Origin of the sequence: Streptomyces thermocarboxydus (assembly GCF_024760485.1) — a bacterium.
Taxonomy (GTDB): Bacteria; Actinomycetota; Actinomycetes; order Streptomycetales; family Streptomycetaceae; genus Streptomyces; species Streptomyces cellulosae.
In genome coordinates, this window is record NZ_CP058273.1 from 3426505 (window position 1) to 3446250 (window position 19746).

16 protein-coding genes and 2 tRNA genes are annotated in these 19746 nt (G+C 74.4%); 8 read left to right on the forward strand and 10 right to left on the reverse strand.

From position 1 onward, the window contains the following. Window positions 1-12: 12 nt before the first annotated feature. The 4 genes from AY578_RS15775 to AY578_RS15790 form a co-directional block, all read right to left on the reverse strand. Window positions 13-1554 carry a sensor histidine kinase gene (locus AY578_RS15775; RefSeq protein WP_028960541.1) on the reverse strand — a complete coding sequence of 514 codons (1542 nt, stop codon included), beginning with the start codon at window positions 1552-1554 and terminating at the stop codon, window positions 13-15. Next, window positions 1551-2291 carry a response regulator transcription factor gene (locus AY578_RS15780; protein ID WP_020700167.1) on the reverse strand — a complete coding sequence of 247 codons (741 nt, stop codon included), beginning with the start codon at window positions 2289-2291 and terminating at the stop codon, window positions 1551-1553. Before AY578_RS15780 ends, AY578_RS15775 begins: the two co-directional genes overlap by 4 nt. A 78-nt stretch (window positions 2292-2369) precedes the next feature. Then, entirely contained in the window at window positions 2370-3329 is a 960-nt protein-coding gene (locus AY578_RS15785) for an amidohydrolase family protein (RefSeq protein WP_237490662.1), read from the reverse strand. Between the two features lie 62 nt (window positions 3330-3391). After that, complete coding sequence (locus tag AY578_RS15790) at window positions 3392-4264, reverse strand: DUF2797 domain-containing protein (RefSeq protein ID WP_161108307.1); 873 nt, start codon at window positions 4262-4264, stop codon at window positions 3392-3394. Window positions 4265-4486: 222 nt separating this feature from the next. Here AY578_RS15790 and AY578_RS15795 point away from each other — a divergent pair, with 222 nt between their 5' ends. The 4 genes from AY578_RS15795 to AY578_RS15810 all read left to right on the forward strand — a co-directional run bounded on the left by AY578_RS15795 (window position 4487) and on the right by AY578_RS15810 (window position 8307). After that, window positions 4487-4918, forward strand: coding sequence for a DUF7144 family membrane protein (locus AY578_RS15795; RefSeq protein WP_026243983.1), 432 nt, complete (start codon window positions 4487-4489; stop codon window positions 4916-4918). A 38-nt stretch (window positions 4919-4956) separates the two neighbouring features. Next, a complete protein-coding gene (locus tag AY578_RS15800; protein WP_019525943.1) occupies window positions 4957-5445 on the forward strand; it encodes a potassium channel family protein in 489 nt (162 codons plus the stop codon). 225 nt (window positions 5446-5670) lie between these two features. After that, entirely contained in the window at window positions 5671-7056 is a 1386-nt protein-coding gene (locus tag AY578_RS15805) for an FAD-binding oxidoreductase (RefSeq protein ID WP_019525944.1), read from the forward strand. A gap of 108 nt (window positions 7057-7164) precedes the next feature. Beyond that, a complete protein-coding gene (locus AY578_RS15810) occupies window positions 7165-8307 on the forward strand; it encodes a PP2C family protein-serine/threonine phosphatase (protein WP_161108310.1) in 1143 nt (380 codons plus the stop codon). On the opposite strand, the gene AY578_RS15815 is transcribed toward AY578_RS15810, so the two are convergent. The 3 genes from AY578_RS15815 to AY578_RS15825 form a co-directional block, all read right to left on the reverse strand. Next, window positions 8304-8891 (reverse strand): signal protein, encoded by a 588-nt coding sequence (locus tag AY578_RS15815; protein ID WP_237490663.1) that lies wholly within the window; start codon window positions 8889-8891, stop codon window positions 8304-8306. The two genes, AY578_RS15810 and AY578_RS15815, sit on opposite strands and share 4 nt — an antisense overlap. Before the next feature lie 176 nt (window positions 8892-9067). Beyond that, window positions 9068-9140, reverse strand: a tRNA-Arg gene (locus tag AY578_RS15820). 197 nt (window positions 9141-9337) lie between these two features. Beyond that, window positions 9338-9428, reverse strand: a tRNA-Ser gene (locus AY578_RS15825). Between the two features lie 178 nt (window positions 9429-9606). On the opposite strand from AY578_RS15825, the gene AY578_RS15830 reads away from it, so the two are divergent. The 3 genes from AY578_RS15830 to AY578_RS15840 all read left to right on the forward strand — a co-directional run bounded on the left by AY578_RS15830 (window position 9607) and on the right by AY578_RS15840 (window position 15387). Beyond that, on the forward strand, window positions 9607-10101 hold the full coding sequence (locus AY578_RS15830) for an SSI family serine proteinase inhibitor (protein ID WP_019525947.1): 495 nt from the start codon (window positions 9607-9609) through the stop codon (window positions 10099-10101). A 216-nt stretch (window positions 10102-10317) separates the two neighbouring features. Further along, window positions 10318-13986, forward strand: coding sequence for a PAS domain-containing protein (locus tag AY578_RS15835; protein ID WP_258902834.1), 3669 nt, complete (start codon window positions 10318-10320; stop codon window positions 13984-13986). Window positions 13987-14118: 132 nt separating this feature from the next. Further along, the gene (locus tag AY578_RS15840) at window positions 14119-15387 is read left to right on the forward strand and encodes a response regulator (protein WP_215189304.1); all 1269 of its coding nucleotides are present in this window, start codon (window positions 14119-14121) and stop codon (window positions 15385-15387) included. Between the two features lie 107 nt (window positions 15388-15494). Here the strand turns inward: AY578_RS15840 and AY578_RS15845 are convergent, their stop codons facing one another. The 3 genes from AY578_RS15845 to AY578_RS15855 all read right to left on the reverse strand — a co-directional run bounded on the left by AY578_RS15845 (window position 15495) and on the right by AY578_RS15855 (window position 18413). After that, window positions 15495-17210 (reverse strand): long-chain fatty acid--CoA ligase, encoded by a 1716-nt coding sequence (locus AY578_RS15845; RefSeq protein ID WP_051101690.1) that lies wholly within the window; start codon window positions 17208-17210, stop codon window positions 15495-15497. A gap of 83 nt (window positions 17211-17293) precedes the next feature. Next, window positions 17294-17857 carry a SigE family RNA polymerase sigma factor gene (locus AY578_RS15850; RefSeq protein WP_137208643.1) on the reverse strand — a complete coding sequence of 188 codons (564 nt, stop codon included), beginning with the start codon at window positions 17855-17857 and terminating at the stop codon, window positions 17294-17296. A gap of 265 nt (window positions 17858-18122) precedes the next feature. Continuing rightward, complete coding sequence (locus AY578_RS15855) at window positions 18123-18413, reverse strand: hypothetical protein (RefSeq protein ID WP_019525952.1); 291 nt, start codon at window positions 18411-18413, stop codon at window positions 18123-18125. Between the two features lie 384 nt (window positions 18414-18797). Here AY578_RS15855 and AY578_RS15860 point away from each other — a divergent pair, with 384 nt between their 5' ends. Beyond that, window positions 18798-19658, forward strand: coding sequence for a bifunctional DNA primase/polymerase (locus tag AY578_RS15860; RefSeq protein ID WP_028960547.1), 861 nt, complete (start codon window positions 18798-18800; stop codon window positions 19656-19658). Window positions 19659-19746 lie beyond the last annotated feature (88 nt).

The window sequence follows — 19746 nt, forward strand, 5'->3', positions numbered from 1 at the left end:
TCAACTGCCCTGTCATACCTCTGTGCTGAGGCTGTGCCACGACTGTGAGTGCGGCGCGTCCGGCACTCCTGGGGAGGCCGGGGCGGCGGCGGGCAGGCGGAGGGTGAACACCGTCCGCCCCGGCACGCTGTCGACGGTCACCGAGCCGCCGTGCGCGGCCGCCACCGCCTGCACGATCGCCAGCCCGAGCCCCGTTGATCCTGTGGCCCGGGTGCGGGCCGAGTCGCCGCGCGCGAACCGTTCGAAGACGTGCGGGAGCAGCTCGTGCGGGATGCCGGGTCCGTCGTCGGCGACGTCCACCCGCAGCCAGGGACCCTCGCGGCGCACCCGCGCGGTGACGGTGGTGCCGGGCGGGGTGTGGGTGCGGGCGTTGGCGAGCAGGTTGACCAGAACCTGCTGGAGGCGGGCGGCGTCGGCGGTGACCGGCGCCGGCGCGTCGGGCAGGTCCAGGCGCCAGTGGTGGTCCGGACCGGCCGCGCGGGCGTCGCTGACGGCGTCCACGACCAGCGGCACCAGGTCGGTCTCCTCGAACCGCAGGGGCCGGCCCGCGTCCAGGCGGGCGAGCAGCAGCAGGTCCTCCACCAGCAGGGTCATCCGGCCGGCCTCGGACTCGATACGGCGCAGCGCGTGCCGGGTGTCCGGGCCGACCTCCTCCCGGCCGCGCCGGGTGAGTTCGGCGTAGCCGCGGATGGAGGCGAGCGGGGTGCGCAGCTCGTGGCTGGCGTCCGCGACGAACTGCCGTACCCGGGTCTCGCTGAGCTGGCGGGCGTGCAGGGCCCCGTGGACGTGGTCGAGCATGCGGTTGAGGGCGGCGCCGACCCGGCCGACCTCGGTGTGCGGATCGCATTCGGACTCCGGTACGCGCTCCTTCAGCGTCACCTCGCCACGGTGGAGGGGGAGTTCGGCGACGCGGGTGGCGGTTGCTGCGACCCGGCGCAGCGGGCGGGTGGCGACGCCGACGATGACGGCGCCGGCCAGGGACGCGGCGACGAGCCCCGCGGCGGTGACGCTGATCTCCACCAGGATCAGGGTGGTGACGGTGGCGTCGACGTCGGCGGTGGGCACGGCGACGTAGAAGGCGCCGTTGGGGCCCTCCTCGTAGACCACGCGGTAGCTGCCCAGGCCGGGGAGGTCGGCGGTGTGCTCCTGCCGGTCGCGCGGCACGTCCTCCAGGGCGGCGAGCTGGGCGGTGGTGAGGCGGCCCGCCTCGGGTGTGCGGACGCCGTTGACCTCGCGGGAGTTGCTGACCACCCCGTCGGTCACCGCGCCGTCCACGACGGTGGCGCCGACGGTGCCGAACATCTGCGGGCCCCTCGTCACGAAGTCGAGGGCGTCCGCGTGCGGGCCGGGGCGTGGCCCGTCGTGGGCCGGGCCGCCGGTCGCCCGCATCGCCACCTCGCGCAGCTGCCCGTCGAGCTGCTCGTACAGGTGCGAGCGCAGGGCCAGGGCGGTCACCGTGCCGATCACCGCGCACACCACCGCGATCAGGGTGACGGACGCGACGACGAGCCGCGTCCGCAGGGTGCGCGGACGCGGCCGCCCCGGTCCCCTCACGACACCGCGGGCTTCAGCAGGTAACCGGCGCCGCGCCGGGTGTGGATCATCGGCTCCCGGCCCGCGTCGATCTTCCGGCGCAGGTAGGAGATGTACAGCTCGACGACGTTCGCCTGGCCGCCGAAGTCGTAGGACCACACGCGGTCGAGGATCTGCGCCTTGCTGAGCACCCGGCGCGGGTTGCGCATCAGGAAGCGCAGCAGCTCGAACTCGGTGGCGGTCAGATGAATGCTCCGGCCGCCGCGGGTCACCTCGTGGCTGTCCTCGTCCAGGGTGAGGTCGCCGACCACCAGCAGGGCGTCGGAGCGGCGGTCGGTCGCGCAGGAGCGGCGGATCAGCCCGCGCAGCCGCGCGACGACCTCCTCCAGGCTGAACGGCTTGGTCACATAGTCGTCGCCGCCCGCGGTCAGCCCCGCGATCCGGTCCTCGACGGCGTCCTTCGCGGTGAGGAACAGCACGGGCACGTCCGGCAGTTCGCGCCGCAGCCGGCCGAGGACGGTGAGCCCGTCCATGTCCGGCAGCATCAGGTCCAGGACGACGGCGTCGGGCCGGAACTCACGGGCCGCGCGCAGGGCACCCTGCCCGTCGTCCGCGCTGCGGATCTGCCAGCCCTCGTAGCGCAGGGCCATGGACAGCAGTTCGGTGATCGACTGCTCGTCGTCCACCACCAGCACCCGGACGGAGCTCCCGTCCGGCCTCACCAGTTCCGTGCGCCCCTGGGGCGAGATCGTGGTCATACCGGAGACGATCGGGGTGTCCCCTGAGAGCACCCTTGTGTCTTTCTGTGTTTTCCCTGAGAAATCCACAGGCGTTTCTCAGGCGGGCGGCTCCAGGGCGTCCGGCAGGCCGAACAGCCGGGCCGCGTTGTCGTGGCACACCGCCCGCAGCCAGTCGTCGCCCAGCCCGAGATCCGCGAGGACGTCGAGCTGATGGACGTACCGGTAGGGGATGTTGGGGAAGTCGGTGCCGAGCAGGACGCGGTCGCCGAGGGCGGCCAGGCGGGGGAGCGCGCGCGGGGGGAACGGCGACATCCGCTCGCTGAAGCCGGTGAACGCCATGGTGGTGTCGAGGCGGACCTCGGGGTACCGCTCGGCCAGGTCGAGGAAGTCCTCGTACTCCGGCATGCCCATGTGGGCGACGATCAGCCGCAGCCGGGGGTGGCGGGCCAGCACGCGGGCGACCGGTTCGGGGCCGGTGTGCTTGCCGGGGGCGGGGCCCGAGCCGCAGTGGACCACCACCGGGACGCCCGCCTCGGCGAGCAGGCCCCAGCAGGCGTCGAGCGCCTCGTCGGAGGGGTCGTACCCGCCGACCTGGACGTGCGCCTTGAAGACGCGCGCCCCGTGCTCGACGGCCTCGCGGACGTAGTCGGCGGCGCCCGGCTCGGGGAAGAGGGTGGAGGTGTGCAGGCAGTCGGGGGTGCGGCGGGCGAAGCCGGCGGCCCAGTCGTTGAGCCAGCGGGCCATGCCCGGCTTGTGGGGGTAGAGCATCGAGGTGAAGGCGCGCACGCCGAACGCCCGCAGCAGCGCGGCCCGTTCGGCCTCCTCCCTGCGGTACGTGATCGGCCACTCGATACCGCCGGTGAGCGGCCCGAGCGCGTCGAAGTACGCCCACACCTTGTGGAGGACGCGCTCCGGCATGAAGTGCGTGTGCACGTCGACGAGGCCGGGCAGGCCGAGGTGCTGCCAGAAGCGGCGGACCTCGGCGGTTTCGGCCGTGTCGGTGGTCCCGTCGGTCTCGTCGGGTGTGGTGGGCGGGGTCGGAGGGTGCGCGCTCATGCCGAACACGATCACCCGTGAGGGCGGGAACGGTCCAGCCCCCCGGCCTCACCTCCCGCCGCTCAGAACAGCCCGTCCTGCGCGGCCGGCGGCTCCTTCAGCGCCCGCACCGGCACCTCGACCCGGCGTCCCCCGGCCGGGACCAGCTCCCAGCCGGGCAGCAGGCGGGTGTCCAGCACCAGGACGCCCCGGTCAGTCGCCAGGTGAAGATCGGGCCCGGCGGCCGCCACGAGCTCCCCGCTCACCGCGCCCCCGGCGGCCAGCTCCCCCACCGCGCCCACCGGCGCCGGCGCCTCCGCCAGCCCGAACGCCTCCACGTGGTCGACGGGACGGAAAGGAGCGGGGTCGAGCGACTCCGGCCAGCCGGTGAGGGCCAGCGCCCGCCCGTGCAGCCCCGCTATCTCGGCGGCCCGCTCCTCCCCGGTCGCCGGCAGCGCCGCCCGCGCCGCGCGCTTGGCGGCGTAGGGGATGCGGTCGGGCACCCGCAGCGCGGCGCGCAGCAGCTCCTCGGTGCGCCGCGCGGCCATCAGCGGTCCCGTGCCCAGCCAGCTGAAGCAGACCGCCCCCTGCTCCAGCAGCCGGGCGGACCCGCGCCGCTCGGCGGTGATCCCCACCTTGGCCATCCCGGGCCCGAACCACGCCAGGTAGACCCGGTACGGCCGCGGGTCGTCCGCGAGCGTGTCGGCGGCCACCGAGTGCGCCCGGTCCAGGCGGGCGCACTCCTCGCAGCGCGGCCCGGTGCTCCGCGCGGACACCCGCGCGGTGTACGGACACGTGTTCCCCCGTGGTCCCACACAGGTCCGCGCACCCCCTTCCGTGACCCCGAAGGCCACCGTCTTCCCCCAGGTCAGCGCCGAGCGCCGGCCCCCGTCCCAGATCAGCACGGGACCGCCCGCCGTCCAGCTCAGCCCCGCACACCGCCATGCCTGTGCCATCCCGGCCGAGAGTAGAGGGGACCACTGACAACGGGCCGTGGCCGCCGGCGCCGACCCGCACAAGAACCCGTACGAGAACCCCGAACGAGAAGCGGTACAGAACCTGTCCGGGCATCGGGACGAGAACTGACCCCCGCTCACCCGCCGAGGTGCCGGGAGGGGCCCGTGATGCCAGTCTGAGAAGGATCGAACCGCTCGGGGACATCCGGAAGGTCGGGAAACATGGCCAGCAATGTCAGCGGTACGGGCTTTCGCGGGGCGGGCCGGGAGGCCGAGAGCCCCTGGGCGGCGAGCTGGACGGTGGCCGCCGCGTTCCTGATGGTGTTCGGCGGTGTCATGGCGATCTTCGAGGGCATCGCCGCCATCGCCCGGGACGACGTCTTCGTCGCCACCCCGAACTTCACGTACGAGTTCAGCCTGACCGGCTGGGGCTGGGTGCATCTGATCCTCGGCGCCCTGGTGGCCGCCGCGGGCCTGGCGCTGCTCAGGGGGGCCACCTGGGCGCGTGCCGTGGGTGTCGGCCTGGCCGGGCTGAGCATGATCGCCCACTTCGTGTGGCTGCCCTACCAGCCGGTGTGGTCGATCGTCCTGATCGTCGTCGACGGCTTCATCATCTGGGCCCTGTGCGCACCCCGCCGCGAGTCCCCGGCGTAGAGCGCGCGCCCGGGAGCCGGTCCGGCGCCTGGCCGTGGGTGATCCAGGCGGCCGGGCTGACCGCGATGGTCACCGCGTACTTCCTGCTGCCGCTGGACCGGCTCGGCCCGGACCGCCCGGTGCTCAGCTGGGTGCTCTTCGGGGCGGCCCTCGCGCTGATCGCCGTCCTGCTGCTGGTCCAGGTCGCCCGGGTGCTGCTGAACGTCCCGGGCGTCCGTCCGGGGCTGGTCATCCCTCCGCTGATGTGCCTGTCCGTGCTGGTCTTCGCGACCGCCTACCAGGGTCTCGCCCAGCGCCCGGGCGAGCTGGAGGGCATCGGCACGCGTCTGGACGCCCTCTACTTCACGATGGTCACGCTCGCCACCGTCGGCTACGGGGACATCACCCCGCGCGGGCAGTCCGCGCGCCTGGTCGCGATCCTGCAGATCCTCTACAGCTTCATCTTCCTCACGGCGGCGGCCACCGCCCTGACCAACCATCTGCGCAACACCCTGCGCCACCACGGGAGCCAGGACCCGCCTCGATGACGCCCCCGCATCCGCGTCGCGCCGCCGTGTGACCGGCGTCACACTGGAAGGAGCAGGGTGCTCCCCGGGACACCCGGGGACCGCTCCCCCAGGACCCCGGACGAACACCGGCCGGACGCCTCGCGAGGACCGGGACGCCCCCGGAGGCGCAGGGACACCGGTTCGTCCGCCCGCGGGCCCGCATACGGTTCCGCACTGCTCCAAGGGGTGTCCGCAATGAGCGGCATGGACGCAACCGCACTGGACAATCTGCGCGAGGCCCTGCGAGGCCCTCTCGTGACGCCGCAGGACGCCGAGTACGACGAGGCACGCTCCATCTACAACGCCATGATCGACCGCCGTCCCGCCGCCATCGCCCGCTGCACGGGCACCGCGGACGTGCGCACGGCGATCGCCTTCGCCCGGCAGACGGGCGTCGAACTGGCCGTGCGCGGCGGCGGGCACAGCGGCCCCGGCCTGTGTCTGGTCGACGGCGGGCTCACCCTCGACCTGTCCCCGATGCGCTGGGTGCGCGTCGACCCGCTGAACAGGACGGCCCAGGTGGGCGGCGGCAGCGTGCTCGGCGACCTGGACCACGAGACGCACAGCTTCGGGCTCGCCGTGCCGGCCGGCATCATGTCCACCACCGGCGTGGGCGGCCTCACGCTGGGCGGCGGCCACGGCCACCTCACCCGCAAGTACGGGCTGACGATCGACAGCCTGGTCGCCGCGGACGTGGTCCTGGCCGACGGCAGCGTCGTCACCACCACCGAGAAGGAACATCCGGACCTGCTGTGGGCCCTGCGGGGCGGCGGCGGCAACTTCGGCGTGGTCACGTCCTTCACCTTCCGGCTGCACCCGGTGCACACGGTCGGTGTGGCGGCCACCGTGTGGCCGGTCGAGCAGACGCAGGAGGTGCTGCGCTGGTACCGGGAGTTCCTGCCCTCGGCGCCCGAGGACCTCACCGGCTTCTTCGCCGTCATGGCCGTCCCGCCCGCACCGCCGTTCCCCGAGCCGCTGCACGGGCGGAAGGTGTGCGCGGTGATCTGGTGCTACACCGGCGACCTGGAGGGCGGACGCCTGGACGACGTGCTGTCCGTGGTGAACGACCCGGCCCCGCCGGCCTTCCACTTCGCCACGCCGATGCCGTACCCGATGCTCCAGACGATGTTCGACGACCTGATCCCCAAGGGTCTGCAGTGGTACTGGCGCGGCGACTTCTTCGACGAGATCACCGACGAGGCGGCCGCGGTGCACGAACGGTTCGGCCGGGGGCTGCCGACCGGCCTGTCGACCATGCACCTGTACCCGGTGGACGGCGCGGTCCACGACGTCGCCCCGGGCGAGACGGCCTGGGCGTACCGGGACGCGACCTGGTCCGGCGTCATCGCCGGCATCGACCCCGACCCGGCCAACGCCGGCCTGATCCGCCAGTGGTGCGTCGACTACTGGTCGGCGCTCCACCCGCACTCCATGGGCGGCGCCTACGTCAACTTCCTCGGCGAGTCCGGCGACGCCGACAGCGTCCGCGCCACCTACCGCGACAACTACGCCCGCCTCGCCGCCGTCAAGCACGCCTACGACCCGGACAACTTCTTCCACGCCAACCAGAACATCCCGCCGGCGGCCTGAGCGGCGCGGGGCCGGGCGGGGCGCGAACGGACCCGCCCGGTGGCTGCGCGGGAGGGCATGCCGAAAACTGGGGCGCAGGACGCTGCGGATCGACCGGGGGCCCTGCGGATGGAGCGGTACCAGCACAAGAGGCGCTCCAGGCGGCTCGCCTGGTCCCGTGCCCTGCCGCCCGCCGTGGTGGTCGTCGCGGTCGTCGTCGACCTCGCCTGGCCGCCGTTCAACACGTTCCCGCTGCTGGCGACCGTGTCGCTGATCGCGGCGCCGATGTACCCGCTGACCTGGACGATCACGAGCGGCGCGGTGGCCTGCCTGACCGGCTGGCTGCTGTCGTTCCGCGAGAGCGGGGAGGTGCTCTCCCGGGCGAACGTCATCGGCTTCACGACCCTCCTCACGCTGACCGTCGTGGCGGCGTTCCTCAACCGGATGTTCGCCCGCGAACGGGAGCAGCTGCGGACGTCGCGTCAGGTGGCGGAGGCGGTCCAGCGCGCGATGCTGCCCACCGTGCCCGAGCGGGCACGGGGGCTGGCCATGGCCACCCGGTACCAGGCCGCCCAGGAGGAGGCCCTCATCGGCGGCGACCTGTACGCCGTGCACGACACGCCCCACGGGCTGCGCCTGGTGATCGGGGACGTCCGCGGCAAGGGCACCAAGTCGGTCTCCATGGTCAACACCCTGCTGGGCGTCTTCCACGCGGCGGCCCTCCAGCTGCCGGACCTGCCGTCGGTCGTGCAGGCCGCGGAGATCCAGGTGCAGGACCTGAAGTCCCGCGAGGAGGAGATGCCCTTCGAGGACTTCGTCACCGCCGTCTTCGTCGAGATCCTTCCCGACCGGTCCGCGTTCCGGATGGCGAACCGGGGGCATCCGACGCCGCTGCTGGTCCACGACGGCCGGGTGACCGCGCTGGAGCCGAAGGAGCCCTCGCTGCCGCTGGGCCTGGGCGACCTGGCCGGACCCGTCGTCCCGGTCGACCGGTACGACCTGCCGCCGGGCGCGACGCTGGTGCTGTTCACCGACGGCATCATCGAGGCCCGCGACCGCACCGGCGCCTTCTTCGACCCCGTCCCCCCGCTCACCTGCCCGCTGCCTCCGGACCCTGGCGCGGTACTGGACGCCATGCTGGCCGCCCTCTTCCGCCACACCGACGAACTCGGGGACGACGCGGCGGCCCTGGCGGTCACCCGCCTCCCGGACGAGGAGACGGGCGCGGAGACGTCCGCGCCCGTACGGCCAGAACCCGGCTCCCGTGTCTAGGACGCACCCACGGTGAGGGTGTAGTCCACCCCGGCCGAGAAGCCGCCCGACCGGCCGCGGATCTTCAGCGTGTGCTCCCCGGCCTCCGGGGCGGGCAGCTGGACCCACAGTCCGCAGCCGTGCGCGGTGAAGGACCCTTCGGTGCCCGTGACGGGGTTGCCGGCACCGCCGCGGATCTCGATCGCCTCCGCCTGATGGGCGTCCGCCTCGACCTCCTCGCCGTCCAGAACGGCGGACCCCTCGGCGGTTCCCATGAACTCCGCGCAGTCCTCCGGGGTGCCGAACATGTTGACCAGCGGGAAGGCCAGGGGCACCCCCTCAGGGACGGCGCACGCGCGCTCCGCCTGGGTGCCGAACGTGCCGGCCAGGAACCACACGTCCTCCGGCTGGTTCCGCCCGCACGCGCTCCCGTCCTCGTCCGCGACCGGGTTCGTCGGCGCGGGCTCCGCCGACGCCCAGGTCCACCACCGCCCCTGCAGCTCCGCGGACTCGACCGGGCCTTCGTCCGCCCCGGCCCCGCATCCCGCGAGCGTGGCGGCCAATGCCACGGCGACGAGCCCCGCCCCGGCCCTCGTGATCCTCATCGGTTCCCCTCCCGCATCGCACGGAAGCCCGACCCCCCGGTCGTCGCGCGATGTGCGGGCACCTTATCCAGGGGGCCGACGCGATGAACGCGCCCCCGGAACCGGCTCGCCTCCGGACCGGGCTCGTCCCGCAAAACGCCGAAGGCCCCGGATCTCTCCGGGGCCTTCAGTCTGTGTGCACTCGGCAGGATTCGAACCTGCAACCTTCTGATCCGTAGTCAGATGCTCTATCCGTTAAGCTACGAGTGCTTGTCTCTTCATTTATCTCGCCGCTCCCGGCCCTTTCGGCCCGCTCGCGGCGACAGGAAGAACATTACATGACTGCCGCCGCCATGTGAAATCCGATTGCCCTACCCCTTGTGACCTGCGGAAACGTGGTGTGGGGCCGGTGCGGCCGGGGGGAACGACGAAGCCCCGGCCGCTGGGCCGGGGCTTCGTGTTCGGGGCGGAGGCGGAGGGATTTGAACCCTCGATGGGCTTTAAGGCCCAAACCGCATTAGCAGTGCGGCGCCATAGACCGGACTAGGCGACGCCTCCATGCACAACCTGCTGCGCGCGGGCGCGAGTGGGTGGTGCGTGCCGATGATGACACAACCGCGTGGGGTGTCACCAATCGCCCCCCACGGTACTAGGCGGGGAGCCCGCAGGGCAAAGCCCTGGCGACCGGCACGCCGTCGTGGCGCAACGTCCCGCGCTCCGGCGCGTTGATCACGGCATGACTGTCCTGACTTCCTTCTCTTCTTCACCGTCCGCTTCTCCGTCCGCGCGGCGGCTCGCCGCCTCGGCCGCCGCTCTCGCCGCGGTCCTCGCCTCGCTCGCCGCATCCCCCTCCCCGGCGTGGGCCGCGGGACCGGCGCCGGAGGGCGACCGGCTCACCGTCACCGTGCGGGACGCCGGCGGCGGGGCGGACGGGACGTACGAGGTGCGGTGCCGGCCGAGCGGCGGGTCGCACCCCGACCCGGAAGGCGCCTGCGCGGCCGTCGAACGGCACACGCGGTGGGGGCAGGACACCTTCGCGCCGGTGCCGAAGGACGCCGTGTGCACCATGCAGTACGGCGGCCCCGCCACCGCCCGGATCACCGGCACCTGGGCGGGCCGCCGCGTCGACGCGACGTACGACCGGACGAACGGGTGCGCGATCGAACGGTGGGACCGGCTGGTGCCGCTGCTGCCCGAGGTGGGACGGGCAGAGGGTGCACCCGGGGCGTAAAGGTCCCGCGAAGGTTCTCGGTGCGTCGGCCCAGGCAGGCGCGGTTCCGGACGTACCGGGCGTCACATCACCGTCACCTCGGGGTGCGATGTGCGTCCCATCCGGCGTCCCCGGCGCACCCCCAGCCCTTAGACTCCCTCCCGTGACACGTTGCGGGCCGGTTGGCAAGATGGCCCGAACGGTCGGCACGTCGCGGTAACAGGGAGGAAGCGTCTCGTGAGCAGCAGGCCATCCCGAGGCGCTGCTCGCCTCGCAGCCATACTGGACGCGCTTCCCGACGCCCTGGTGCTGGTCAACGCCAACGGGACCGTCGTCAACGCCAACAGCATCGCCCTCGAGGCCTTCGAGGCGCCGGGGACCGCCCTGGTGGGGCGCGGTCTCCTCGACCTGCTGCCGGAGTTCGACAGCAAGCTCATCCCCGGCTCCATGCGGCGGCCCGACCACATCGACCCGCGCGGACGCACCAAGCCGACCCGGATGACCGCCCGGCGGACCGACGGCACCGAGTTCCCCGTCGAGGTCACCAGCGCCAACCTCGAGAACACCTCGCAGGCCTACGACAGTTACGGCTACACCGGCGACGAGCTGCTGATGCTCGTCGTCCGTGACCTCTCCGGCACCGTCGACACCGAGGCGGAGCTCGCCCGGTCGCAGCGGCAGACGGAGATGATCCTGCGGGCCGCCTCCGAGGGCGTCGTCGGCACCGACACCGACGGGCGGATCGTCCTGGTCAACCCGGCCGCCGCCCAGATCCTCGGCTACCGGGCCGGCGAGCTCGGCGGACGCGAACTGCACACCCTCGTGCTGCACTCGCGCGCCGACGGCTCCCCCTTCCCGTACTCCGAGTCCCCGCTCGCCGACACCCTCCGCTCCGGCCGCAAGCACCGCGTGCGCGGTCAGGTCCTCTACGCCAAGAACGGCGACAAGCTGCCGGTCGACCTCACCACCGCCCCGGTGCGCGACGGCGACCAGCTCGTCGGCGCGGTCATGACGTTCCTCGACCGCCGCCCGTACGACGCGCTGCTGAAGGAGAAGGAGGACGCCGAGCGGGAGCACGCGAAGGAGCTGGAGCGGCTCGCCGAGGAGCACGGCTCCGAGCTGACCGCCCTGCGCCAGAGCCACGTCACCGAGGTGGAGGAGCTCCGCGAGAAGCACGCGGAGGAACTCGCCGCGCACGAGGAGCGGTACGCGGCCCTCGGCGAGCGCGAGAAGGACCGCTACGAGGCCCTCGCCGCCCGGCACGAGCAGCTGCTCACCCTCCTCGGCCGCTCCCTGCGCGGCCCGCTCGACGAACTGCGCCGCGAACTGGCCGCGCTGGCCGCCGACGACGCGGGCCAGCTGTGGCCCGAGGCCAACCAGGTGCTCCACCATCTGTCGGCCGGCTACTCCCGCATCACCACCCTCATCGACAACGTCCTCGGCTACCAGCGGCTCGACTCCGGCACCGAGCAGATCTCCCGTACGAAAGTGATGCTCGACGCGGTCGTCGCGGCCGGCGTCGACGGCGCCGTGGAGCTGATCGGCCCCGGCCGGGTGCAGTTCGCGGTGCACGCGCCGCCCATCGAGGCCGAGGTGGACGCGCGTCTCCTCGCGACCGCCCTCGCCCATCTGGTCGCGGACGTCGCGGGCGTCGACGCGACCGGCAACACGCCTCTGTCGGCGGGCGGTTATCTGGACAACACGGTCGTCGTCGCGGCGGCCCAGCGCGGCGAGGTCGTCCGCATCGAGGTGCGTGGCCCGTACGGCGGCGGCGACCCGGTGCACGAGCCGGTCGTGCGCGGCATCGTCCGGGCGCACGGCGGCGTGCTCCAGACGCATGAGGTGCCGGGGATGAGCGGCAGCGCGTTCGTCCTCGAGGTGCCGATCGGCGGCGGGGCGGGATCCGTGCCGCAGGAGGCGGCTCCGCAGGCCGAGGAGGCCGCCGCTCCCGCCGAGCCCACGCAGGGCGGGGGACGGCGCCGGGCGCGGCGGTCGTCCGTCGACGCGTTCCTCGAGAGTGATGCGCCGGGTGGTGACGGCGAGGCTCCGGCCGTCCCTGCCGCGGAGGCGCCTCAGCCCACCGGGCGGCGCAGGCGGCGGGCGGCTCCGGCCGGGCCCGCGCAGGCGCAGCAGCCCCAGCCCCAGCAGCCCCAGCTTCCGGCCCAGGCGTCCGGTGAGGGCGCGGCCGCGTCCGGCGGGACCGGGCGGCGGCGTGGCCGTCCCGCCGAGGACGCGGCGGCCGCGACAGGTACGACGGGTGCGGAGGTCGAACTCGCCGGTGCGGCGGCGGGGGCGGGGGTGTCCGAGGGCGCCGTCGTCACCGCGGCCGAGCACGCGGCGGGCGCCGCGGCCTCCAACACCGGGCTGGGCGGGACCGTACCGCCGCAGGGTGTGCCCGCACCGTCCGGACGCCGGGCCCGGCGCGCGGCCGGTGAGCAGCAGGCGCTCGCGCCCGCGCTGCCCGCGGGCGGAGAGGCCGACGGCTCGCCCGGCGCGGTCGCCGTGCACGTGCCCGCCCAGGGCGCGGGCCCTGACCAGCAGCCGCAGCCGACGGGACGGCGCCGGCGCGCGCTGGCCGCCGCGAACGAGCGGGCGGCGGCGCAGGAGGCCGCGCCGCGCACGGTGTTCGCGCTGCCGCCGGCCGGGGCGGACCAGGATCAGGGCGAGCAGGCGGGCCAGCCCGCGCAGGACGAGGTCGCGGGGCAGGTTCCCGGGCAGCAGGCCGCCGCCCAGGTGTCCCCGGCGGCTCCGCAGACGCCAGTGGCGCCGGGTCAGGTACCGGGCGGTCAGAACGTGCCGGGCGCCCAGGGGGTCGCTCCGGTGGCTCCGGATGCCGTGCCGAACGGGGTGGCGCCCGCGCCGCAGCCCGTGGCTCCGGGGGCGCAGCCCGTGGCTCCCGCCGCGGGCTCGGCCGTACCGCCGAACGGCCAGGCGGCGCCGGTCGCCCCGCAGGGCGTACCTCAGAACCAGCAGGCCGCCGGACCGAACGCCGCGGCCGCGGGCGCGCCTCAGCCGGCCGCGCCCGGTCTTCAGCCCGTCGGGGCCACCCCGCAGCCCGTGCCGCCGAACCAGCAGGCCGCTCCCCAGCCCGCCGCGCCGGGCCTCCAGCCCGTGGGGCCCCACGCACAGCAGCCCGTACCGCCGAACGCACCCGCCGCCGGGCCCGCGCCCCAGCCCGCCGCGCCGGGTCTCCAGCCCGTGGGCCCGAACGCGCAGGTTCCGCAGCCGGCCGCGCAGAACCAGCAGCCCGCGGCCCAGGCGCCCGGGGCGAACCTCCAGCCCGTCGGTCCGAACGCCCAGCCTGTTCCGCCGAACCAGCAAGCCCCGCAGGCGGCCGGGCCCGGGCTTCAGCCCGTCGGCCCCCTGCCCAGCCCGCGCCTCAGCCCGCCGCACCCGCTCTCCAGCCGGCCGGGCAGCCCAACGCGCAGGCACCGCAGCCCGTTCCGCCGAACCCGAACCCGCAAGCCCCGCAGGTACCGGCCCCGCAGGCTCCCCAGCCGGCCGAGGCCGCCGCTCAGGCGCCTCAGCCCGGCGCCCCGGCGCCGCAGGCGGGCGCGCAGCCCGCCCCAGCCCCCCTACCGCAGGGCGGACCCGCCGCCGATGCCGGGCAGCACGACGCCGTGCCGGTGGACCAGTCCGAGGACCACACCCCGCCGCAGCCGCACCCCACCAGCGCGCCCACCGGCCGCCGTCGGCGTGCGGTCGCCCCGTCGGCCGACGCCGCGCAGGCGCCCGGCGCTCCCGAGCAGTGGGGGCGGCGCCCCGCAGGGCGCCGCGGCCCGCTCCCTCCGGCCCAGCCGCTTCCCGCCGAGGCGCCGCCCGCCCAAGGCGCACCCCAGCCCGCGCCGGGCGCGGCCACCCCGCCCGCCGGGACGCCGGCCCGCAGCAGTGGCCCGCCGCCGGTGACACCTCCGGCGCCGGTGCGGCGCCCGTGCCGAACGCGCCGCAGCCCACGCCGTCGGGCGGCACCCCGCTGCCCCCGAGGGCGCGCCCGCCCGGCCCGCCGCGCAGCCGCTGCCCGCCGAGGCCTCCGCGCCGGTGGACCCGAACTCGACGCAGGGCCGTGCGATCAGCGTGCGGACGCTGGGTCAGGGCGTGCCGTTCAACCGTCAGGCCGCCCAGGTCCAGCAGCCGCTGGCGTCGGCCACGCCGCCCCCGCACCAGCCGGGCGGTTCCGGCCGCCGCCGCAAGCTCGGCACCCGCAGCGACCAGGCCGCCGCGAACGGCCAGACCTCCGGCGGCCAGACCTCCGGTGGGCAGACGTCCGGCGGGCAGGCGCCCGGCGCCGCCCAGGGCGCCCGCCCGCACCCTCAGGCCGAGCCCGTACCGCCCGCCGGCCAGGCGTCCGCGCCGCAGCAGGACCGCGCCCCGGCCGCCGCGCTCGCCCAGCCCGCGACGCAGCCGGCGCCGACGCCCGCCGGGCAGTCCCGGCTCGCGCCGGCCGCCGAGGCCGCCGGACGCTCGTACGCGATAGGGGCGCCGGACGCGGACGCCGCCGAGGGACCCGAGCCGCTGGACGGTCCCGGCGGGGCCGTGGAGGTGGCGGACCCGCCGCGTCCGCAGCCGATGGACGACGAACTGCCGCCGGAGCCGCTGGACAACCCGCGCCGGCTGCTGGTGTGGCCCGCGCCGGACGTGGCGACGCAGCAGGCGCTGAGCGACCGCGGCTACCGCCCGGTGATCGTGCACTCCCGTGAGGAGGTCGACGCGCAGATCGCGGCCTTCCCCGCGGCGCTGTTCGTCGACCCGCTGACCGGGCCGATCACCCGTACCGCCCTGCAGTCGCTGCGTCAGGCGGCGGGCGCGGCGAAGGTGCCGGTCATGGTGACGGCCGGACTCGGCCAGGCCTCCCGCGACGCCGCGTACGGCGCCGACCCTGCCGTGCTGCTGAAGGCGCTCGCGCCGCGCGACAGCGAACAGCACCCGCCGCGCGTCCTGCTGATCGAGGAGCACGCGGAGATCGCGCTGGCCCTGACCGGCACGCTGGAACGGCGCGGCATGCAGGTCGCGCGGGCCGCGAGCGACGCCGACGCGGTGACGCTGGCGGGCCAGTTCCGGCCGAACCTGGTCGTGATGGACCTGATGCAGGTGCACCGCCAGGCCGGGCAGGCCGGGATCGTCGACTGGCTGCGGGCGAACGGGCAGCTCACCCGCACCCCGCTGGTCGTCTACACGGCCGCCGTCGACGCGGCGGACCTGCCGCGGCTGGCCTCGGGCGAGACGGTGCTGTTCCTCGCGGAGCGGTCCACCAGCCCGGAGGTGCAGGAGCGGATCGTCGACCTGCTGTCGCGGATCGGGACCAACTGACGGTCCGGGCGCGGGCCCTGGACAAGAAGGCGCGGACAGCAGTGCGCCGGGCGGTGGGCGCGCGTCTCGCGCCCACCGCCCGGCGCGTGTCCGGGTCCCGGCGTCCGTCAGATCTGCGTGACGTCCAGCGCGCCCTCGGCGTACTGCCGGCGCAGCACCTTCTTGTCGAACTTGCCGACGCTGGTCTTCGGGACCGCCTCGACCACCGTCCAGCGCTCCGGCAGCTGCCACTTGGCGATCTTCCGCTCCTCCTGGAGGAAGGCACGCAGCGTGGCGAAGTCGGCGGCGGCGCCCTCCTTGAGGACGACCGTGGCGAGCGGGCGCTCGCCCCACTTGTCGTCGGGGACGGCGACCACGGCGGCCTCGGCGACGTCCGGGTGCGCCATCAGCGCGTTCTCCAGCTCCACCGAGGAGATCCACTCGCCGCCCGACTTGATGACGTCCTTGGCGCGGTCGGTCAGGGTGAGGAAGCCGTCGGGGCTGATGGTGCCGACGTCGCCGGTCTTGAGCCAGCCGTCCTCGCTGAACTTGTCGGCCGGGCGCAGCGGTTCGGCGTCGGGGCCGTTGTAGTAGGCGCCGGCGATCCACGGGCCGCGCACCTCCAGCTCGCCCGCGGACTCGCCGTCCCAGGGGAGGCGCTCGCCGCCGGGGCCGGTGAGGCGGGCCTCGACGCCGGCCGGGAAACGGCCCTGGGTGAGCCGGTAGGCGAACTCCTCGTCGGTGCCGACGACGTGGGCCGGCGGGCGGGCGATCGTGCCGAGCGGGGAGGTCTCCGTCATGCCCCAGGCGTGGCAGACCCGCATGCCCAGCTTGTCGAACGCCTCCATCAGCGAGGGCGGACACGCGGAGCCGCCGATGGTCACCTGGGTGAGGGAGGAGACGTCGCGGGGGCGGGCGGTGAGCTCGGCGAGCAGGCCCTGCCAGATGGTGGGGACGGCGGCGGCGTGCGTCGGCCTCTCGCCCTCGATCATCTCGGCGAGCGGGGCGGGCTGCAGGAAGCGGTCCGGCATCAGCATGTTGACGCCGGTCATGAACGTGGCGTGCGGCATACCCCAGGCGTTCACATGGAACTGCGGGACGACCACCAGGGACGTGTCCTGGTCGGTCAGGCCCATCGACTGGGTCATGTTCACCTGCATGGAGTGCAGGTAGATCGAACGGTGGCTGTAGACCACCCCCTTGGGGTCGCCGGTGGTGCCGGAGGTGTAGCACATGGCGGCGGCGGAGCGCTCGTCCAGCTCCGGCCAGTCGTAGGCCACGGGCTGTCCGGCGATCAGCTCCTCGTACTCGTGCACCTGTACGTGGGTGTCGGCCAAGGGGGAGCGGTCGCCGGGTCCGGAGACCACGATGTGCTCGACGGTCTTGAGGTGCGGCAGCAGCGGGGCGATCAAGGGGATCAGCGAGCCGTTGACGATGACCACGCGGTCGGCGGCGTGGTTGACGATCCACGTGAGCTGCTCGGCCGGCAGGCGCAGGTTCAGGGTGTGGAGCACGGCGCCCATGGAGGGGATCGCGTAGTACGCCTCGACGTGCTCGGCGTTGTTCCACATCAGGGTGGCGACCCGCTCGTCGCCGCTGACGCCGAGGTCCTCGCGCAGGGCGTGCGCCAGCTGGGCAGCCCGGGAGCCGATCTCCGCGTAGGAACGGCGCTGCGGGGCTCCCTCGCCGGTCCAGGTGATCACCTGCGAAGTGCCGTGGATCGACGACCCGTGGGTCAGGATCCTCGAGATCAGCAGCGGTACGTCCTGCATGGTGCTCAGCACGGCGTCCTCCTGGGCGACATTGCCTGGCGTCGGTACGGTGTGCGCTGATTGTGCGCACATACCGCGCGGTATGTCACTAGGGGAGCGGATGATCGATCACGCTCCGGGGCACGCCGGTTCCGGTCAGGTCCCGCTCACGCTCCTCAATCTTTCCGGACAAGCCCCAGCTCAGCGTCCTCGCGGAGCTTGCCGAGCGCCCGCGACACCGCCGACTTCACCGTCCCGACCGAGACGCCGAGCACCTCTGCCGTCTGGGCCTCGCTGAGATCCTCGTAGTACCGCAGCACGACCATCGCACGCTGGCGCGCCGGCAGCCGCATCACCGCCCTCCACATCGCGTCCCGCAGGGCCTGCTGCTCGGCGGGGTCGTCGCCGGCCGGCAGCGGGTCCGGCTCGGGCAGCTCGTCGCAGGCGAACTCGTCGACCTTGCGCTTGCGCCACTGCGAGGTGCGCGTGTTCACCAGCGCCCGGCGGACGTAGCCGTCCAGCGCCCGGTGGTCCTCTATCCGCTCCCAGGCGACGTACGTCTTGGCGAGCGCGGTCTGCAGCAGGTCCTCCGCGTCGCTGGGGTTTCCGGTCAGCGACCGGGCGGTCCGCAGGAGCACCGGCTGGCGGGCCCTCATGTACGACGAGAACGACGCGTACGGCAGGGTCTGCGTCGCCGGGGCGGCGGCGTTCGAAGCGCTGGTGCAGACGGGTGTGGTCATGTCGTCCACGCTAGGAGCGGGGCCCGCCCGGCGGATCGCCCGCAGGTCCCGAAGCCGGATCCCCCTCAGGTTGTAGGGGTGGGGGCCGCCTCACCTCCCAGAGGTGGACGAGCGGATGAGGGGTCCTGCGGGTCCCCCCTGACGTACGGCGCCGGTTCGAGGACCGGCCGCCCGGCGCGGCGGCGCCGAAGCGCCGCCGCGACCGACGTCCTCCCCCCTGTCCGGTGTCCCCCTTCTCCCCAGGCTCTCCCCCCTGTCTACGCGGTCAGATCGCCGGCCACCAGAAGGGGGCGAAGCTGATGGCCACGTTGTCCTCGCCCTGGTTGACGGTCGTGAACGCGGAGCCGTTGACCTGGGCGGTATTGCTCTCGTTCTCGGCGCCGGCCCCTACGGCCTGCTGCTGTGTGGTGGCGGAGTTCCCGAAGTTGTCACCGCCGACTCCGGTACCGAGGGCGCCGACGCCGTTGTCCGCCGTCGCGACTCCCGCGAAGAGCGCGGCCGCGAGCGGGAGCGCGGCGGCGGCGGCGATGACACGGGCGGTACGGATGCTTGCCATGTTGTGTTCCCTCCAGAACCAAGGACGCACCGGGTCAAGGCCGTCCATGCGTGCACTACGACTGTGAACTGCTGCTGTGAACTGCTGTTTTTCACCAGGGAAGTTGGCCCCCCGCCCTGGTGCTGGGCACGACGTCGCAAGATCAGGATTGCCCAGCGGAGGGCCCGGAACCACCTCTTAAGCCCTGATTCGCACGCAAGCGTGAGGAGCCGCCGATAAACCCCGAGTCGACCCTGATTTGGGGCCTGTTCGACCCGGGGTGGCGACAGCCCCGGCGCCCCAAGGGAGGAAGCGTTTCGGCGCCCGCCCGGCCGGCCCCAGCGCCCCCTGGGTGCCGACCCTTACCCCCTTCCCTTCTTCGAACGTGTGTACGAACATAGAGGTATGGCCACCACCGACCGGCAGGCCACGACGCTGGCCCTCGCACACGCCCTGTCAGCCGCCGAACGCGGACTGGCCGTCATCCCGCTGTCCCGCACCAAGCTCCCGGCCCTGCGCTCCCCCCACCGCGACGACCCGTCCCACCCGCCCTGCCACGGCGAGTGCGGCCGCTACGGCCACGGCGTGTACGACGCCACCACCGACCCGGCGCGCGTCCGCGCCCTCTTCGCCGCCGCGCCCCGCGCGACCGGCTACGGCATCGCCTGCGGCCTGCCCCCGCACCACCTCATCGGCGTCGACCTGGACACCAAGAACGGCACCGACCCCGGCGCCGCCCTGCGCGCCCTCGCCTCCCGGCACGGCTTCACCGTCCCGCCCACGGTGGTCGTCCTCACCCCCAGCGGCGGCCGCCACCTGTGGCTGACCGGCCCGCCCGGCGTCGTCGTCCCCAACTCCGCCGGCCGCCTCGCCCCCGGCATCGACATCCGCGGCGCCGGCGGCTACCTCGTCGGCCCCGGCTCCCGTACGGAACACGGCACGTACCGGGCCGCGCCCGGCACCGCCGGCCTGGCGCCCGCGCCCTGCCCTCCCGCCCTGCTGCGCCTGCTCCTGCCGCCGCCCCGCGCCCACCACCCGACGCCCCCGTCCGCCGGCGACCACGGCCAGGGCCTGGTCCAGTTCGTCCTCGCTGCGCACGAGGGGCAGCGCAACACCCGCCTGTTCTGGGCGGCCTGCCGCGCCTACGAGGAGGGCATCGGCCCCGAGCTGGTGGAACCCCTGGTCGACGCGGCCCGCGCCACGGGCCTGTCCGAACGCGAGGCGCGCGCGACGGTCGCGTCGGCCGCGCGCATGACCGGCCGCTGAGCCCGGCCGTGGTTCTCCCTCCCGCCGAGGCGGTCGCCCTTCCTCCCCCACGCCCTCCCGCGCACGCGCCCGAAATTCGAAAGACCCG

What these genes read in the sequence shown, in the direction of transcription:
- AY578_RS15780 (WP_020700167.1), bottom strand. Translation starts at nt 2,291, where the DNA reads ATGACCACGATCTCGCCCCAGGGGCGCACGGAACTGGTGAGGCCGGAC.
- AY578_RS15785 (WP_237490662.1), bottom strand. Translation starts at nt 3,329, where the DNA reads ATGAGCGCGCACCCTCCGACCCCGCCCACCACACCCGACGAGACCGAC.
- AY578_RS15790 (WP_161108307.1), bottom strand. Translation starts at nt 4,264, where the DNA reads ATGGCACAGGCATGGCGGTGTGCGGGGCTGAGCTGGACGGCGGGCGGT.
- AY578_RS15795 (WP_026243983.1), top strand. Translation starts at nt 4,487, where the DNA reads ATGGCCAGCAATGTCAGCGGTACGGGCTTTCGCGGGGCGGGCCGGGAG.
- AY578_RS15805 (WP_019525944.1), top strand. Translation starts at nt 5,671, where the DNA reads ATGGACGCAACCGCACTGGACAATCTGCGCGAGGCCCTGCGAGGCCCT.
- AY578_RS15810 (WP_161108310.1), top strand. Translation starts at nt 7,165, where the DNA reads ATGGAGCGGTACCAGCACAAGAGGCGCTCCAGGCGGCTCGCCTGGTCC.
- AY578_RS15815 (WP_237490663.1), bottom strand. Translation starts at nt 8,891, where the DNA reads ATGAGGATCACGAGGGCCGGGGCGGGGCTCGTCGCCGTGGCATTGGCC.
- AY578_RS15830 (WP_019525947.1), top strand. Translation starts at nt 9,607, where the DNA reads ATGACTGTCCTGACTTCCTTCTCTTCTTCACCGTCCGCTTCTCCGTCC.
- AY578_RS15845 (WP_051101690.1), bottom strand. Translation starts at nt 17,210, where the DNA reads ATGTGCGCACAATCAGCGCACACCGTACCGACGCCAGGCAATGTCGCC.
- AY578_RS15850 (WP_137208643.1), bottom strand. Translation starts at nt 17,857, where the DNA reads ATGACCACACCCGTCTGCACCAGCGCTTCGAACGCCGCCGCCCCGGCG.
- AY578_RS15855 (WP_019525952.1), bottom strand. Translation starts at nt 18,413, where the DNA reads ATGGCAAGCATCCGTACCGCCCGTGTCATCGCCGCCGCCGCCGCGCTC.
- AY578_RS15860 (WP_028960547.1), top strand. Translation starts at nt 18,798, where the DNA reads ATGGCCACCACCGACCGGCAGGCCACGACGCTGGCCCTCGCACACGCC.